General features: G+C 64.8%; 12 protein-coding genes. 6 read left to right on the top strand and 6 right to left on the bottom strand.

All coding sequences use genetic code 11. The annotated features are described in order from the left end of the window. Positions 1-14: 14 nt before the first annotated feature. Together BRAO375_RS06835 and BRAO375_RS06830 are read right to left on the bottom strand one after the other, a co-directional pair. Entirely contained in the window at positions 15-1,418 is a 1,404-nt protein-coding gene (locus tag BRAO375_RS06835; RefSeq protein WP_009026730.1) for an efflux RND transporter periplasmic adaptor subunit, read from the bottom strand. Then, positions 1,408-2,931, bottom strand: a complete 1,524-nt coding sequence (locus BRAO375_RS06830; RefSeq protein WP_009026729.1) for an efflux transporter outer membrane subunit — start codon at positions 2,929-2,931, stop codon at positions 1,408-1,410. Before BRAO375_RS06830 ends, BRAO375_RS06835 begins: the two co-directional genes overlap by 11 nt. Positions 2,932-3,227: 296 nt before the next feature. Here BRAO375_RS06830 and BRAO375_RS06825 point away from each other — a divergent pair, with 296 nt between their 5' ends. The 4 genes from BRAO375_RS06825 to BRAO375_RS06810 all read left to right on the top strand — a co-directional run bounded on the left by BRAO375_RS06825 (position 3,228) and on the right by BRAO375_RS06810 (position 7,879). Next, a complete protein-coding gene (locus BRAO375_RS06825) occupies positions 3,228-4,541 on the top strand; it encodes an NAD(P)/FAD-dependent oxidoreductase (protein WP_009026728.1) in 1,314 nt (437 codons plus the stop codon). A gap of 7 nt (positions 4,542-4,548) precedes the next feature. Then, a complete protein-coding gene (locus tag BRAO375_RS06820) occupies positions 4,549-5,385 on the top strand; it encodes a DUF1365 domain-containing protein (protein ID WP_009026727.1) in 837 nt (278 codons plus the stop codon). Positions 5,386-5,492: 107 nt separating this feature from the next. Beyond that, on the top strand, positions 5,493-6,722 hold the full coding sequence (locus BRAO375_RS06815; protein WP_009026726.1) for an SAM-dependent methyltransferase: 1,230 nt from the start codon (positions 5,493-5,495) through the stop codon (positions 6,720-6,722). Between the two features lie 122 nt (positions 6,723-6,844). After that, positions 6,845-7,879: a cysteine synthase A gene (locus BRAO375_RS06810; protein ID WP_009026725.1), complete on the top strand. Its 1,035-nt coding sequence runs from the start codon at positions 6,845-6,847 to the stop codon at positions 7,877-7,879. Positions 7,880-7,941: 62 nt separating this feature from the next. Here the strand turns inward: BRAO375_RS06810 and BRAO375_RS06805 are convergent, their stop codons facing one another. The 4 genes from BRAO375_RS06805 to BRAO375_RS06790 are packed head-to-tail and all read right to left on the bottom strand — an operon-like array spanning position 7,942 to position 12,510. Continuing rightward, the gene (locus BRAO375_RS06805) at positions 7,942-8,685 is read right to left on the bottom strand and encodes an amino acid ABC transporter ATP-binding protein (protein ID WP_009026724.1); all 744 of its coding nucleotides are present in this window, start codon (positions 8,683-8,685) and stop codon (positions 7,942-7,944) included. Between the two features lie 25 nt (positions 8,686-8,710). Continuing rightward, positions 8,711-10,231, bottom strand: a complete 1,521-nt coding sequence (locus BRAO375_RS06800) for an amino acid ABC transporter permease (protein WP_009026723.1) — start codon at positions 10,229-10,231, stop codon at positions 8,711-8,713. A gap of 28 nt (positions 10,232-10,259) precedes the next feature. Beyond that, positions 10,260-11,465 carry an amino acid ABC transporter permease gene (locus BRAO375_RS06795; protein ID WP_009026722.1) on the bottom strand — a complete coding sequence of 402 codons (1,206 nt, stop codon included), beginning with the start codon at positions 11,463-11,465 and terminating at the stop codon, positions 10,260-10,262. A 28-nt stretch (positions 11,466-11,493) separates the two neighbouring features. Next, complete coding sequence (locus tag BRAO375_RS06790) at positions 11,494-12,510, bottom strand: amino acid ABC transporter substrate-binding protein (RefSeq protein WP_009026721.1); 1,017 nt, start codon at positions 12,508-12,510, stop codon at positions 11,494-11,496. A 316-nt stretch (positions 12,511-12,826) separates the two neighbouring features. Between BRAO375_RS06790 and metC the strand changes: the two genes are divergently transcribed. Both metC and BRAO375_RS06780 read left to right on the top strand, forming a co-directional pair. Beyond that, positions 12,827-14,020 (top strand): cystathionine beta-lyase, encoded by a 1,194-nt coding sequence (gene metC / locus BRAO375_RS06785; protein WP_009026719.1) that lies wholly within the window; start codon positions 12,827-12,829, stop codon positions 14,018-14,020. A gap of 123 nt (positions 14,021-14,143) precedes the next feature. Further along, on the top strand, positions 14,144-15,841 hold the full coding sequence (locus BRAO375_RS06780; RefSeq protein ID WP_009026718.1) for a Na/Pi cotransporter family protein: 1,698 nt from the start codon (positions 14,144-14,146) through the stop codon (positions 15,839-15,841). The last annotated feature ends 150 nt before the right edge of the window (positions 15,842-15,991 follow it).

Below are 15,991 nucleotides of genomic sequence, written 5' to 3'. Positions count from 1 at the left end.
CTCTGTCGTTCGCATCATGGCTGCGGCCTCGCGCCACGCCCCTGCTCGCCACTGCCCTGAGGCGGACCTCCAGCATCGCCCTGACCTTCGCCGGATGGCCGACGACGGCGCTCCCCGTCTTTCGGCGCGCCTTCGGCGGGTGCACCACCCTCCTTCGCCTGGTCCTTGGCTTGATCCTTTCCTTGCGGATTGCGCCCGCGCTTGCGCGGCGCGAGATCGACCTGCGGCGCCTGATCGGCGCGGCCGACCACGACCTTGGCGCCATCGGCGAGATTGGCAAAGCCGGTCGTGATCACGCGATCGGACGAACTCAGGCCGCTCGCAATCACGGCCTCGGTCTCGTTCTGCTGCACCACCGTCACCGGATGCGCCGAGGCGATGTCGCCCTCGCCGATCACGTAGCTGAAGGTGCCCGCGGGCCCGCGCTGCACCGCCGAGGTCGGCACCGTCAGCGCCTGCGTCAGCGTCTCGACCTTGAGGCGGACGTTGACGAATTGGCCCGGCCACAGCTGGAATTTGGCATTGGGAAACTCCGCCTTCAGCTTCAGCGTGCCGGTGGTCTGATCGACCTGGTTGTCGATGCCGCGCAACGTTCCGGTGTCGATGACAGTCACGCCGTCATTGCCGAATACGTCGACGGCGAGCGGCCCCTTGGCGGCGGCGGCATTGACCCGCATGATCTGCTGCTGCGGCAGGCTGAACTGAACCGCGATCGGCTGCAATTGCGTGATCACGACCAGGCCGGTCGTATCGGACGCTCGGATGATGTTGCCCTTGTCGACCTGACGCAGTCCGGCCCGGCCAGACAGCGGCGCCACGATCTTGGTGTAGCTCAGCGTGGCCGCCGCGTTGTCGATCGCCGCCTGATCGGCCTTGATCAGCGCCTGCTGCTGCGCCACGACCGCGCGCTGTGTGTCGGCCTGCTGCTTGGAGCCGGCGCTGCTGGCGGCGAGCTGCTCGTAGCGGGCGAGGTCGAGCTTCTGGTTGGCCAGCTGTGCCTCGTCCTGGGCCTTCTTGGCGACGGCCTGGTCATATTGCGCCTGGTAGATGGCCGGATCGATCTCGGCGAGCACGTCGCCCTGCTTGACGTCCTGGCCCTCGACGAAGTTGACCGCGATCAGCTTGCCGTCGACCTGCGAGCGCACCGTCACGGTATTGAGCGCGCGCACCGCACCGACGCCGTCGAGATAGACCGGCACGTCCTTGATGGTGGGCGAGGCCGCCAGAACCGGCACGGGAAGGTCCGGCCGCGCAAAGCGGTTGTTGGCCTGCTGCTTCTGCTGCATGGCCATCCAGCCGATATAGCCGAGGCCGCCCAGGATCAGCAGCGTGATCGTGATCGAGACCAGCCGCCGCGCAATGCTGGTCCTGGCGCGCTTCACGGCCCCTGCTCCCTTCTCCTCCGGTTTAAAGAGCATCGGCCGACTTCTCCATGCGCGGCTCCCAGCCGCCGCCGAGCGCCTGGTACAGGCTCACGAACGCCTGCAGGCGCGCCAGCTGCGCCTGCCATAGCGCGTCCTCGGCCTGGAACAGCGTCAATTGGGTATTCAAGACGGTCACGATGTCGGCAGTTCCTGCCCGCAGCTGCTGCTCGGACAGCTGGAAGGCCCGGCGTGAGGCGGCGACGACCTCGCGCTGCAGCTGCAGCCGGATCGTGGTCTGCTTGATCGAGAACAGCGCGTTGTTGACGTCGGTGAAGGACTGGATGACGGTCTTGCGATAGGTCTGCAGCAACTCGTCCTGCCTCGCCCTGGCATTCTCGAAATTGCCCAGGATCCGTCCGCCATCGAAGATCGGCTGAGTCAGGCTGCCGGCCATGCTGAAGAACGCCGCATGCGGCTGAAACAGCGAGACCAGGGCTGCGCTCTGATAGCCGCCATTGCCGGTCAGCTGGATGCTCGGAAAGAACTGCGCCCGGGCGCTGCCGACATTCGCCGTTGCGGACGCCAACTGCGCCTCCTGGCGGCGAATGTCCGGCCGCTGCGTCAGGAGCTCCGACGGCAGCCCCGGAGTGACGCGCGGCGTCCTGATCTGATCGAGCGACCCGCCGGAGATGTGGATGCCTTCCGGCGAGCGCGCCACCAGCACCGCCAGCGCATTGACGTTCTGATCGAGCGTCTGGCGCAGCGGCGGCACCGCCGCCTTCTGGTTGGCGAGCACGCTCTCCTGCTGGGCGACGTCGAGATCGTTGCCGGTGCCGGCCTTCTGCCGCTCGCGGATGGCGTCGAGCACGCGCGTGGCGCTGGCGATGTTGCGCTCGGCGGTGCGGATGCGATCCTGGGCCGCGAGCACCTGGAAATAGGCATTGGCGACGGTCGCCAGCGTCGTCAATTGGGTGACGTCGCGATCGAACCGGTTGGCGACCGCGGTCTCCTCGGCGGCCTGCAGCGCGTCCCGATTCTGTCCGAAGAAGTCGAGCTGATAGCTCGCCGACAGCGAGGCCTGGTAGTTGACGACCTCGCGGCCGCCATTGGTCAGCCCGCTCGAGCTCGAGCCCGACGTGCGCGAATAGGTTTCCTGCCCCGTGGTCGACAGGCTCGGCAGCAGCGCCGCGCCGGCCTGCCGCGCCAGCGCGTCCGCCTGCCTGAACCGCGCCACGGACGCGGCGATGTCGAGGTTGACGCTCTGCGCCTCCTCCATCAGCTGGGTCAGCTCGCGAGAGCCGAAGCCACGCCACCAGTCCAGCGGCGGAGGCGCGGCCAGATCGGCGCCGGACGCCGACTTGTAGCGTTTGGGCAGATCGAGGGCGGGATCGGGAATATCCTGCGTCAGCAGGCAGCCGGCGGAGCTTGCCGCCAATCCGAGGGCGGCGGCCCAGCGGACAAAATGCCGCAGGCCGGACTGCGCACGGCGCTCCGGCTTTCCGGCGACGGCCCGCGTGTCAGCGGACGCGCGGCAGGGCTCGTCGACGGCGATTCCCACTGGTGACACTGGCGTGATGCTTCCCTGTCGTCTTGGGACTCATTCTAGCTGCAGCCCATGGCGCGGGACAGCCCTGCAGCTCCCCTGTCCCCCGGAGGCCGACCCACCGAGAAGGATGTCAGATCGTCGAATCTCCCGTAAATCAGCGGGTTTTTTGACAAGATCAGCCGTCAGCCTGCGGGCGCAGCCTTACCAAGATTTCATCTGTCGCGTGCGATTTTGGGCTGTGGTGTGACGGTAGGAACGCGTTCTGAAACCCTTGGGCCGGGGCTCCGTAACTCGCACGTGAACTTGAGGGGGCATAAATGCGAGTTGCGGTGGTTGGAACGGGCATTGCGGGGAACGCCGCGGCCTGGTCCCTGGCGAAGCGTTATCCGATCACCGTCTATGAGCGCGATCTTCGTCCGGGAGGCCACAGCCACACCGTGACGATCGACTATGGCGGCACCCCGGTCTCGGTCGACATCGGCTTCATCGTCTACAACGAGCTGAATTATCCGGAGTTGACGGCGCTGTTCGACCACCTCGGCGTCGAGACGGTCGACAGCAGCATGAGCTTCGCCGTCACCGCGGATGCCGGCCGATTCGAATGGAAGGGCGGCGGCAACACCTGGCTCGACACCGCCAAGGGGCTGTTCGCGCAGCCGAGCAACCTGTTGTCGACGTCGTATCTCTGGATGCTCAGGGACATCCTCACCTTCAACGAGCAGAGCACCGCCGACTTCAAGGCCGGTCGCCTCGAGGGGCTCACGCTTGGCGACTATTTCCGCCGCAACCATTTCGCCCCGCGCCTGCTTACCGACTACCTGGCCCCGATGGGCGCTGCGATCTGGTCCGCGCCGGCCTCGGAAATGCTGGAGTTTCCGGCCGAGAACTTCGTGGCCTTCTTCAGCAACCATCGGTTGCTGCAGTATGACCGCCCGGTCTGGCGCACGGTGAAGGGCGGCAGCCGCCGCTATGTCGAGAAGCTGACGGCGAGTTTCCGCAACCACGTCAGGCTCGGCAGCGCCGTCACGTCAGTCGAGCGCACGCCCCATGGTGTCGTCGTTCAGGACAGCAGCGGTCATCGCGACACCTACGATCATGTCGTCATCGCTGCGCATAGCGACCAAGCCCTTGCGATGCTCTCCGACGCGGACGAGCAGGAGCGCAGCGTGCTCGGCGCGATCAAATACTCGCCCAACACGATCTATCTGCACCGGGACGTCAGGCTGATGCCGAAGCGGCGCCGCGCCTGGGCGTCGTGGAATTTCCTGCGCTGGCAGCGCGAGGGTGTTCCGATGAACGACGTCGCCGTGACCTATTGGATGAACAATCTGCAAGGCATCGATCACGACAAGCCGCTGTTCGTCAGCCTCAATCCCCCCTTCGCTCCGGCTCCGGAGCTGACCTTCGGCAAATATGTCTGTGAGCATCCGCAATACACCGCTGCCGCCTTTGCGGCGCAGAAGCGTCTGGCAACGATTCAGGGGCAGCGCCACACCTGGTTCTGCGGGGCCTGGACCGGCTATGGTTTCCACGAGGACGGGCTGCGCTCGGGCCTCGCGGTGGCGGAGGCACTCGGCGCGTCCGTCCCATGGCGCGGGCTGCCCGCCGAGCTCGCCGAGGCTGCGGAATAGATTCGAGATGAACACCGACCAACCGGTATCTCACAAGGCGGCAGCCGAACTCTATGTCGGCGAGGTGATGCATGCCCGCATGCGGCCGACCACGCATCGCTTTCAGTATCGGGTGATGAGCCTGCTGATCGATCTCGGCCGGCTCGACGAAGCGGACGGGCAATGCGCGCTGTTCGGCGTCAACCGACGCGCGCTCTACAGCTTTCACGAGCGTGACCATGGACCGCGCGACGGCTCCTCGCTGCTGGCCTACGCGAAATCCTGTGCCTCGGAGCACGGCGTCGATCTCGGCGGCGGACGTGTTTTATTGCTGTGCTATCCGCGGCTGCTCGGCTACGTGTTCAATCCGCTCTCGGTGTATTTCTGCTACCGCAGCGACGGCACGTTGGCGCTGATGATCTACGAGGTCCGCAACACCTTCGGCGAGATCAAGCCCTATGTGCTGCCGGTGGGACCAGGCGAGCTCACGGACGCCGGGCTGCGCCAGGAGCAGGACAAGACCTTCTACGTCTCGCCCTTTATCGACATGGCGATGCGCTACCACTTTCGGGTCACGCCGCCCGATGACAACGTCAGATTGCGGATTCTGGAAACGGGGGCCGACGGCCCGCTGCTCGCCGCCACCTTCTTCGGCCGCCGCCGCGCGCTGACCTCGCGCACCCTGCTCGCCGCCTTCGGCTCCCTGCCGCTCGTGACCCTCAAGATCTTCGGCGCCATCCACTGGGAGGCACTGCGGCTCTGGGTCAAGGGCGTCCGCCTCGTGCCGCGTGGCGGCACCACGCCGTCCGGAACCGATACCGGCTTGGCGAGAAACGACAGCCACGCTTATATATCGCAGCGCTGACCGGAAACGGCCAGCGCGCTCTGCTCCAGCCACCCGCTCCCGAAAGGCGCCTGAACGGCCGCCGCATGGGACGAGGGCACAGAGCCGTTTGCGTAAATGGACCTGCCATGCCGGACGTCATCCCCGTCACCCCTGACAACATCGACAAGGTGCTCGCCGATCTGCCCCGCCTGCCCCGCCTCGCTTTGGGGTTCGGCTCGCGGTTGCGGAAGGGCACGCTCGACGTGACGCTGCCCGACGGCCGCGTCGTCCGGCTCGGGGGCGTCGAGCCGGGGCCGGCCGCGGCGATGATCCTGGCCAATTACGGCTTTGCCTCGGGCATCATCAACGGCGGCGACATCGGCATTGCAGAAGCCTATCTGAACGGCGACTGGGATACTCCCGACCTGACGCAGTTTCTCTATCTGTTCTGCGTCAACCAGCATCTGCTGCAAGCGATGCTGGAGGACAAGCCGCTGATCCGGTTTGCCCAGCTGGTCCGGCACTGGTTCAACCGCAACACCAAGCGCCAGGCCAAGCGCAACATCTACGCGCATTACGACATCGGCAATTCGTTCTACTCGGCCTGGCTCGATCCCAGCATGACCTATTCCTCGGCTCTGTTCGAGGAGCACACCACCGATCTCACGGCGGCGCAAACCAACAAATACAAGCGGCTCGCCGAGGCGATCGACCTGAAGCCGGGGCAGACGCTCTTGGAGATCGGCTGCGGCTGGGGCGGCTTCGCCGAATACGCGGCCAAGACGTTCGGCACCAGAGTCGTTGGACTGACCATCAGCGAGCAGCAACGCGATTTCGCGCAGCGCCGCATCCATGAGGCCGGACTTTCCGAGAAGGTCGAAATCCGCCTGCAGGACTATCGCGACGAGTGCGACCGCTACGACCGCATCGCCTCGATCGAGATGATCGAGGCCGTGGGCGAGCAGTTCTGGCCGAAATATTTTTCGCAGCTGCGAGACCGTTTGCTGCCCGGCGGCCTCGCCGGTGTGCAGGCAATTACCATACAGGACAGCCTGTTTCACCACTACCGGCGCGAGGTCGATTTCATCCAGCGCTACGTCTTCCCCGGCGGCATGCTGCCGACGCCGCAGATCCTCAAGTCGCTTGGCGAACGGTTTGGCATACCCGTCATCCGCGAGCGCATCTTCGGGGAAGATTATGCCAAGACGCTCGCGATCTGGCGCAACAATTTTCGCGCGGCCTGGCCGGACCTCACGCCCGCCGGCTTCGACGAGCGCTTCCGCCGGCTGTGGGAATATTATCTCTCCTATTGCGAAGCAGGTTTCCTGTCGGGGAACATCGACGTACGGCAGGTGGTGTTCGCCAAGGCACGATAGGAGGCACGATAGGAGGCACGATCGGAGCCGCGGTCGCTCGGCCGCGCGGCTTACGCGGCACTGGAGACTGGGCTAGTGTCTTCCTAGATGTGATTTCAGGAAGCTGCCCAAGGTATCTGCAAATGGCCATAAGAAACGACGTCGTCCAGGCGATCGGCAACACGCCCCTGATCAGGCTCAAGCGCGCCTCGGAGGCGACGGGCTGCACGATCCTCGGCAAGGCCGAGTTCATGAATCCCGGCCAGTCGGTCAAGGACCGCGCCGGAAAATGGATGATCCTCGAGGCCGAGAAACGCGGCGATCTCAAGCCCGGCGGGCTCGTCGTGGAAGCGACGGCCGGCAACACCGGCATCGGCTTGGCGGTCGTCGCCAGCGCGCGCGGCTATCGCACCTTGATCGTGATTCCGGAGACGCAGAGCCAGGAAAAGAAGGACATGCTGCGGCTGTGCGGCGCTGACCTCGTCGAGGTTCCGGCGCTGCCGTTCAGCAATCCCAACAACTATCAGCATGTCGGGCGCCGGCTCGCCGACGAGTTGCGCAAGACCGAACCAAACGGCGTGCTGTTCGCCGACCAGTGGAACAACCTCGACAATGCCAAGGCGCACTACGAGTCGACGGGTCCGGAGATCTTCGAGCAAACCGATGGCAAGGTCGACGCGTTCATCTGCGCCGTCGGCACCGGCGGCACCATCGCCGGCACCAGCCGCTATCTGAAGGACAGGAACAAGAACATCGTCACCGCCTGCGCCGACCCGCACGGCTTTGCGATGTACAACTGGTTCAAGAACGGCGAGGTCAAATCCACGCCCGGCGATTCCATCACCGAGGGCATCGGCATCGGACGAGTGACACCGGTGATCGAGACCGCAAAGGTCGATGACGCGTTCCTGGTCTCGGACGAAGAGGCCGTCAACACCATCTACGATCTCGTGCAGCACGAAGGCCTTTGCCTCGGCGGCTCGACCGGCGTCAACGTGGCTGGGGCGGTGCAGCTCGCCCGGAAGCTCGGGCCCGGCCACACCATCGTGACCATCCTGTGCGATTCCGGCACGCGCTATCAGTCGAAGCTGTACAATCCGGACTTCATGCGCTCGAAGAACCTGCCGGTGCCGGCTTGGCTCGAGCGACGCAGCGGCATCAAGCCGCCATTCGTGTGAGGTTGAGCAGCGAGTAGCGAACGAAACCGTTCATTCGCTATTCGCGATTCCCGCCGCCCTCCTCAGTGCCGCAGGATCTGGCTCAGGAACAGCTTGCTGCGCGCGTGCTGCGGGTTGGCGAAGAACTCCTGCGGCGTGTTCGATTCGATGATCTGGCCGGCGTCCATGAATACGACGCGGTTGGCGACCTCGCGGGCGAAGCCCATCTCGTGGGTCACGACCAGCATGGTCATGCCCTCCTTGGCGAGGTCGACCATCGTGTCGAGCACCTCCTTGACCATCTCGGGGTCGAGCGCCGAGGTCGGCTCGTCGAACAGCATCACCTTCGGGTTCATGGTCAGCGCGCGGGCGATCGCGACGCGCTGCTGCTGACCGCCGGACATCTGGCCCGGATATTTCTGCGCCTGGTGCGGGATCTTGACCCGCTCCAGGAACTTCATCGCGGTCGCCTCGGCCTCCTTCTGCGGGATGTTGCGCACCCAGATCGGCGCCAAGGTGCAGTTCTCCAGCACGGTCAGATGCGGGAACAGGTTGAAGCTCTGGAACACCATGCCGACTTCGCGGCGAACTTCATCCACCCGCTTGAGGTTCGGTCCGAGATCGATGCCGTCGACATTGATCTCGCCCTCCTGGAATTCCTCCAGCGCGTTGATGCAACGGATCAGGGTCGACTTGCCCGAGCCGGAGGGACCGCAGATCACGATGCGCTCGCCTTTCGCCACGGACAGGTTGATGTCGCGCAGCACGTGGAACTCGCCGTACCATTTGTTGAGCGCGGAGATGCTGACGATCGAATTTGCGGTCATGGATCTGTTACTCGATGATCTCTGTTCAATTGCGCCGGTGCGCGTTGAGACGGCGCTCGACCAGCAGGGAGTAGCGCGACATGCCGAAGCAGAAGGCGAAGTAGATCAGACCGGTGAAGGCAAAGCCGGTGAAGGCGGTGGTCGGCGTCGCCCAGACCGGATCGGCGAAGGAGGCCTTGAGGCTGCCCAGCAGGTCGAACAGCGCCACGATCGACACCAGCGAGGTATCCTTGAACAGCGAGATGAAGCTGTTGACGATGCCGGGAATGACGTGGCGCAGCGCCTGCGGCAGCACGATGAAGCTCGTGGTCTTCCACCAGGACAGGCCGAGCGCGCTCGCCGCCTCCGCCTGGCCGCGCGGAATGGCCTGCAGGCCGCCGCGGATCACCTCGGCCATGTAGGCGCCGGAGAACAGCGCCACGCCGATCAGGGCCCGCACCAAGCCGTCGACCCTGACATTGCCGGGCAGGAACAGCGGCAGCATGTAGGTCGCGAAGAACAGCACGGTGATCAGCGGCACGCCGCGCACCAGCTCGATGAAGGCGATCGAGAAGATGCGAATGAGCGGAATGGTCGAGCGCCGCCCGAGCGCGAGCGCAATGCCGATCGGCATCGACGCGACGATGCCGATGACCGAGACCACCAGCGTCACCAGCATGCCGCCCCACAGTCGCGTGTCGACGATCGGGAGACCGCCGCGATCCAGGCCCATGATGCCGATCACGATCGCAATGCCGACGAAGGTCGCGGCCGTGGCGATGACCGAGCGCAGCGCCCTGCTCCCGCCGCCGATGACGAAAACCAGCGCGGTGACCACGAGCCCCGTCAGCACGAGATCATTCCACACCGGCTGATGCGACTGCTGCAGCTCGTGGCGGATCCAGACCAGCGGCCAGATCACCCACGAGGCAAGAGTTCCGATCAGCACGACGAGCTTGCCGAGCAGCCATAGCAGCACGCCGGCCACCGGCAGATTGTCACCGGCGCGCACCAGCGCGTTGCCGGCCGTATCGATGCTCTCCACGAACAGCTGCAGCGTGCTCGTCGTCCAGCTCACGCCGAAGCCCGACAGGCCGCCGCCATACAGCAGGAAGAACGCAACGACGGGCAGCGCGAAGAAGAACAGCCCGGCGTTGAGGCCCTTGGCCGGCAGGCGCGGGATCAGCAGCGGCACCAGCAGCACCACCGCGAGCACATAGGTCAGATTGACCCGCCAGCGGTCCGCCTCCGGATAGAAGCCGTACATGAACTGGCCGAACTTCGCCGAGATGTAGGGCCAGCAGGCGCCGACCGCACGCCCCGCGTTTTCCGCGAGACAGGCGTCACGATCCTTGCCGACCCAGACCGCATCCACCAGCATGAACTTCAAGGCCGGGATGACGGTGAACCAGATCAGCAGCGCGCTCACCAGCGTGAGCAGGATGTTGGTCGGCGAGTTCAGGAGCTTCGTGCGGACGAAACCGACGAAGCCCGTGGTCTTGACCGGCGCCGGACGCTCCCCGGCCATGTCCTGACGAATGAAGGTCGAAGCGGTGATGTCGGTCATGCGCCAAGTCTCTTAGGCATCAGGTCCCTCAAGCACCAAGTCTCTTGCCAAGGCGCCAGCTGTAGAAGCTCATCATCGCGCTCGTGATCAGCGACAGCGCCAGATAGACGCCCATCGTGATGCCGATGATCTCGATCGCCTGTCCGGTCTGGCTCATCGTGGTGCCGGCGAACACCGAGACGAGGTCGGGATAGCCGATGGCCACCGCAAGCGACGAGTTCTTGGTCAGGTTGAGATATTGGTTGGTCAGCGGCGGCAGGATCACGCGAAGCGCCTGCGGCACGACGATCAGGCGCAGCACGGTGCCGCGACTGAGGCCGAGCGAGAGGCCCGCCTCCATCTGCCCCTTGTGGACCGACAGGATGCCGGCGCGCACCACTTCGGCGATGAACGAGGCCGTGTACATGGTCAGCGCCAGCGTCAGCGCGACCAGTTCGGGAATGATGCGCGAGCCGCCGGCGAAGTTGAATCCCTTCAACACCGGCACTTCGAAGGCAACGGGCGCGCCATACACCAGCATCGCAATGAGCGGCAGGCCGATCAGCATGCCCAGTACATAGGGCCAGATCCGCATCGCGTGACCGCGGACGAACAATTCGCGCCGCGCATAGAAGCGAAGACCAATGGAGGCGACGATCGCGACGCCGAGCGCGATCAGGAACGGCATGAAGCCGGGCTCCTCGATCGGACGTGGAACGATGAAGCCGCGGTTGTTGAGGAAGAAGGTCGAGAACAGCGAAATGCTCTGGCGCGGCCCCGGCAGGGCCGCCAGCACCGCGAGGTACCAGAACAGGATCTGGAACAGCAGCGGCAGATTACGGATCAGCTCGACATAGGCGCCAGAGACCCGCGACAGCAGCGCGTTCGGCGACAGCCGGCCGAGCGCGACGAGAAAGCCAAGGATGGTCGCCAGCACGATACCGATCACGGAGACCAGCAGCGTGTTGAGAATGCCGACCATCAGCACCCGGCTGTAGCTGTCCGAGCCGGAGTAGCTGATGAGGGCCTGGTTCACGTCGAACCCGGCCGTGTTGTTGAGGAACCCGAAGCCCGACGTGATGCGCTGGGCGGCCAGGTTGCTACGGGCGTTGGCTATGATCTCATAGCCAACCCACACCAGGACTGCGACGAACAGGATCTGCAGGATGATGCCGTTCCATCCTGCCTTGCCCCCCAGCATGCGCTTCAGACGAAGCCCATATTGCGGAGGCGGTAGCCTCGCTTCGATGCTCATTCGCCGCAGCCCCGATATGGTCCAGCGATCAGCGGATCGGCGGCGCGTACTGCAGGCCGCCCTTGTTCCAGAGCTGGTTCAGACCGCGCGCGATCTGCAGCTTGGAGCCGGCGCCGACATTGCGCTCATACATCTCGCCGTAATTGCCGACCGCCTTCACGATGCGCGAGAACCAGTCCTTGGTGAGACCGAGCTGCTCGCCGAGATTGCCGTCGGTGCCGAAGGCCCGCTTGAAGTCGGGCTTGTCGGACTTGGCCATATCGTCGACATTCGCCTGGGTGACGCCCATTTCCTCGGCCGTGATCAGCCCGAACAGGGTCCATTTCACGATGTCGAACCACTGATCGTCACCGTGGCGCACCATCGGACCGAGCGGCTCCTTCGAGATCACCTCGGGCAGCACGACGTGGTCGGCCGGATTGGAGAGCTTCAGGCGCTCGGCGTAGAGGCCGGAGACGTCGGTGGTGAACACGTCGCAGCGGCCGGATTCATAGGCCTTCACGGTCTCGTCGGCGCCGGCGAACGCGATCACCTCGTACTTCATCTTGTTGGCCTTGAAGTAGTCGGCGAGGTTCTGCTCGGTGGTCGTGCCGGTCTGCACGCAGACCGAGGCGCTGTTCAGCTCGAGCGCCGAATTGACCTTGAGGGCCTTCTTCACCATGAAGCCCTGGCCGTCATAGTAGGTGATGCCGGCAAAGTTGGCGCCGAGCGACGTATCACGCGACAGAGTCCAGGTCGTGTTGCGGGACAGCACGTCAACTTCACCCGACTGCAGTGCAGTAAAGCGGTCCTTGGCCGACAGCGGCACGAACTTGACCTTGGTCGGGTCGTTGAAGATCGCGGCCGCAATGGCGCGGCAGACGTCGACGTCGAGCCCGGTCCAGTTGCCCTTGTCGTCCGGGTTCGAGAAACCGGGCAGACCCTGGCTGACGCCGCAGGCGAGCATGCCGCGATCCTTTACGGTCTTGAGCGTTTCGGCCTGGGCGCCGACGCTCGCCAGCACCGGGGCGAGAGCAAGAGTGAGAGCCAGAGTGACGCGTTTCATAAATACAGCCTTTCGCGGTCGTCCTTGAGGAGCGATGAAATCTCAGCGCGTGGATGGGGCCGACCTGAATCCGCCATTGCAAACGCCATACCAACAATACGGCGTACGCCATGCACAGTAACGCCGTGCATGCATGATGAAGCGGAAATCGCGGCAGGCCCCTCAACGTGCAGCGATCGAATTGCGCCGGCATCACAGAACGACTGGCGGTCCGGGTCAAGGGGTTGACGGCCCGGTTCTGCATTCTGTTATTAACGACCGCAGTCCTGCCCGATTTGCGCTATCCCGGCGGCATTACAAGAGAAAAGACACGCGAATGGCATCATCGAACGATCCCGCTTCGGCGGTGCGACAAAACGTCGAAACGCGGCTGGTCACGGCGGGACGCGACCCCAAGGCGCAGCACGGATTCGTGAATCCGCCGGTCGTTCATGGGTCGACCGTTCTGTATCCCACGGCCGAAGACCTCCACGCGCACCGCGGCGAATTCCAGTACGGACGTCACGGCACCCCGACCACGAAAGCGCTGCAACAAGCCTTGATGGCGCTCGAGGGCCCGCAATGCGCCGGCGTCGGCATCGCACCGTCGGGTCTCGGCGCGATCTCGACGACCCTTCTGTCGGTGCTCAAGGCCGGCGACCATGTGCTGGTGTGCGACAGCATCTATCGCCCCACCCGAAATTTCTGCAACGGTATGCTGGCGCGCTACGGCGTCGAGACGACCTATTTCGACCCATTGATCGGCACAGGAATTGAGCAACTGCTCAAGACGAATACACGCGCGGTGGTTGTCGAAGCGCCGGGCTCGCAGTCGTTCGAAATGCCGGACATTCCGGCGATCGCGGCGGTCGCGCATGCGCATGGCGCGCTGGTCATCGACGACAACACCTGGGCCACGCCGCTGTACCACCGCTCGCTCGACCAGGGCGTCGACATCAGCATGCAGGCGGCCACCAAATATATCGGCGGCCACTCCGACATCATGTTCGGCACCATTTCGGCCAATGCGAAAGCCTGGCCGCTGATCTCCGAGGGCATCCGCCTGCTCGGCGTCTGCGCCGGCCCGGACGACGTGTCCCTGGCCTTGCGTGGCGTGCGGACGCTCGGCGTGCGGCTCGCGCAGCATCATCGGTCCGGCCTGGAGATGGCGCGCTGGCTCGCCACGCGCCCCGAGGTGGTCGAGGTGCTGCATCCGGCGCTGGAGAGCCATCCCGGCCACGCCATCTGGAAGCGCGACTTCACCGGCGCCTCGGGCCTGTTCAGCATCGTGCTGCAACCAAAGCCGCAAGCCGCCGTTGACGCCATGCTCGACACCCTGACCTTGTTCGGGATGGGCTACTCCTGGGGCGGCTTCGAGAGTCTTGCGATCCCGTTCGACTGCACGAGCTACCGCACCGCCACGTCATGGACGCCCGGCGGACCCACGCTGCGGCTGCACATCGGCCTGGAGAATACCGAGGATCTCAAGGCTGATCTTGATCGAGGCTTCGCGGCCTTCAACGCCGCTTAACGACGTCCTCAGCGGTCCACGGAGCGCCCTGCGATCAGGCACGCAGGGCCGACAAATTGGCGTTGATCCGCTGCCGATTGGGCGTAGCCTTCGCAGCAGAGGTTGCGGAGACGAACGGGAATCATGGTTCTGCTCGATCTGATGGGCGGCGTTGCGTTGCTGCTGTGGGGCCTGCACATGGTCCACAGCGGCATTCTGCGCGCGTTCGGGCCGGACCTCCGGCTCCTGCTGTCACGCGCGCTGCGCAACCGCTTCAGCGCCCTGCTCGCCGGATTGGGCCTCACGGCCCTGCTCCAGAGCAGCACGGCGACCGCGCTCATCACCACCTCGTTCGCGGCGGAAGGCCTCGTCGGCCTGATCCCGGCGCTCGCGATCATGCTGGGTGCGAATATCGGCACCACGCTGATCGTCCAGGTGCTGTCGTTCAATGTGGCGGCGGTGGCGCCGGTGCTGTTCGTGATCGGGCTGGTGGCGTTCCGCAGCGGACCGCGATCGCGAATCAAGGACATCGGCCGCGTCTCGATCGGGCTCGGCCTGATGCTGCTGTCGCTGCACATCCTGATCGATACGCTCGCGCCGGCCGAACAAGCGCCGGCGATGCGCGTGTTCATGCAGGCGATCACGGCGGATGTCACGCTGTGCATCATCTTCGGTGCTGTCGTCACCTGGATCGTGCACTCCAGCGTCGCCAGCGTGCTATTGGTGATGTCGCTCGCCTATGCGCATTTCATCACGCCTGAGGCGGCGCTTGCGCTGGTGCTCGGGGCCAATCTCGGCAGCGCCGTCAATCCGGTGTTCGAGGGCGCGCGCCGCGACAATCCGGCGAGCTATCGCCTGCCCGTCGGCAATCTCCTCAACCGCATCATCGGCGTCGCGCTGATCGCGCCGTTCCTGCATCCGCTGGCGGCGCAGCTGCAGCTCTGGCAGCCGGATCTGTCGAAGCTGACCGCCCAGTTCCACATGGCCTTCAATCTCGGCACGGCCGTGGTCTTCATCGGCCTGCTCGGCGCCATGGAGAAGCTCCTCGTCCGGCTGTTCCCGGACCGCCCGGCCGAGGTCGATCCGGCGAAGCCGCGCTATCTCGATGAGACCGCGCTGGAGACGCCGTCGCTCGCGCTGGCCGATGCCGCGCGCGAGGCGCTGCGGATGGGAGACCTGGTCGAGACCATGCTGCGCAACGTGATGACGGCAATGATGACCAATGATCGCGGTCTCGTCGATCAGGTCTCGCGCAACGACAACGTCGTCGACCGGCTGGATGAAGCGATCAAGCTCTACATCACCAAGCTCACCCGCGGCAGCCTGGACGAGCGCGAGGGCAAGCGCGCGATGGAGATCATCTCGTTTGCAATCAACCTCGAGCATATCGGCGACATCATCGACAAGAACCTCAGCGAGCTCGCGACCAAGAAGATCAAGCGCCGCTTTCAGTTCTCGCTCGAAGGCGCCGACGAGCTGCAGGCGTTCCACCGCCAGATCATGGAGTCGCTGCGCATTGCCTTCGGCATCTTCATGTCCGGCGATGCACAGCAGGCGCATCGCCTGCTCGATCAGAAGGCCGAGCTGCGCAACGCCGAGCTCGCCGCCACCGAGCGGCATCTGGAGCGGCTGCGCGAGGGCCGCTCGGAAACGCTGGAGACGACCTCGCTCCATCTCGACGTGCTGCGCGATCTCCGCCGCATCCACTCGCACATCTGCTCGGTCGCCTATCCGGTGCTTGATGCGGCGGGAGAGGTGGCAACGCGCCGAAGTGAAGCGGCTGACAGCGTAGCACCAATCGGCGCCCTCCCCGCATCGCGGGCCCAGCCGCTGCCGCGCTGAGTGTCTCGCGCCCCATTAATTTGCGAAACTTGCCGGTCATGCCTGCCCGTCATTCCGGGGCAATCGACAAAGTGCAGCCGCATCGCGGCTGCGCTTTGGCGATTGAACCCGGAATCTCGATGTTGTTGGAAATGAACCGCAAGACAATTT

Source organism: Bradyrhizobium sp. ORS 375 (assembly GCF_000239775.1).
Lineage (GTDB): Bacteria > Pseudomonadota > Alphaproteobacteria > Rhizobiales > Xanthobacteraceae > Bradyrhizobium.
The sequence above is the reverse complement of the archived record's forward strand: the minus strand, read 5'-3'. Positions and strand labels throughout refer to the sequence as shown.

What these genes read in the sequence shown, in the direction of transcription:
- BRAO375_RS06805 (WP_009026724.1), bottom strand. Translation starts at nt 8,685, where the DNA reads ATGACCGCAAATTCGATCGTCAGCATCTCCGCGCTCAACAAATGGTAC.
- BRAO375_RS06810 (WP_009026725.1), top strand. Translation starts at nt 6,845, where the DNA reads ATGGCCATAAGAAACGACGTCGTCCAGGCGATCGGCAACACGCCCCTG.
- BRAO375_RS06800 (WP_009026723.1), bottom strand. Translation starts at nt 10,231, where the DNA reads ATGACCGACATCACCGCTTCGACCTTCATTCGTCAGGACATGGCCGGG.
- BRAO375_RS06815 (WP_009026726.1), top strand. Translation starts at nt 5,493, where the DNA reads ATGCCGGACGTCATCCCCGTCACCCCTGACAACATCGACAAGGTGCTC.
- BRAO375_RS06780 (WP_009026718.1), top strand. Translation starts at nt 14,144, where the DNA reads ATGGTTCTGCTCGATCTGATGGGCGGCGTTGCGTTGCTGCTGTGGGGC.
- BRAO375_RS06825 (WP_009026728.1), top strand. Translation starts at nt 3,228, where the DNA reads ATGCGAGTTGCGGTGGTTGGAACGGGCATTGCGGGGAACGCCGCGGCC.
- BRAO375_RS06820 (WP_009026727.1), top strand. Translation starts at nt 4,549, where the DNA reads ATGAACACCGACCAACCGGTATCTCACAAGGCGGCAGCCGAACTCTAT.
- BRAO375_RS06835 (WP_009026730.1), bottom strand. Translation starts at nt 1,418, where the DNA reads ATGCTCTTTAAACCGGAGGAGAAGGGAGCAGGGGCCGTGAAGCGCGCC.
- BRAO375_RS06795 (WP_009026722.1), bottom strand. Translation starts at nt 11,465, where the DNA reads ATGAGCATCGAAGCGAGGCTACCGCCTCCGCAATATGGGCTTCGTCTG.
- metC (WP_009026719.1), top strand. Translation starts at nt 12,827, where the DNA reads ATGGCATCATCGAACGATCCCGCTTCGGCGGTGCGACAAAACGTCGAA.
- BRAO375_RS06790 (WP_009026721.1), bottom strand. Translation starts at nt 12,510, where the DNA reads ATGAAACGCGTCACTCTGGCTCTCACTCTTGCTCTCGCCCCGGTGCTG.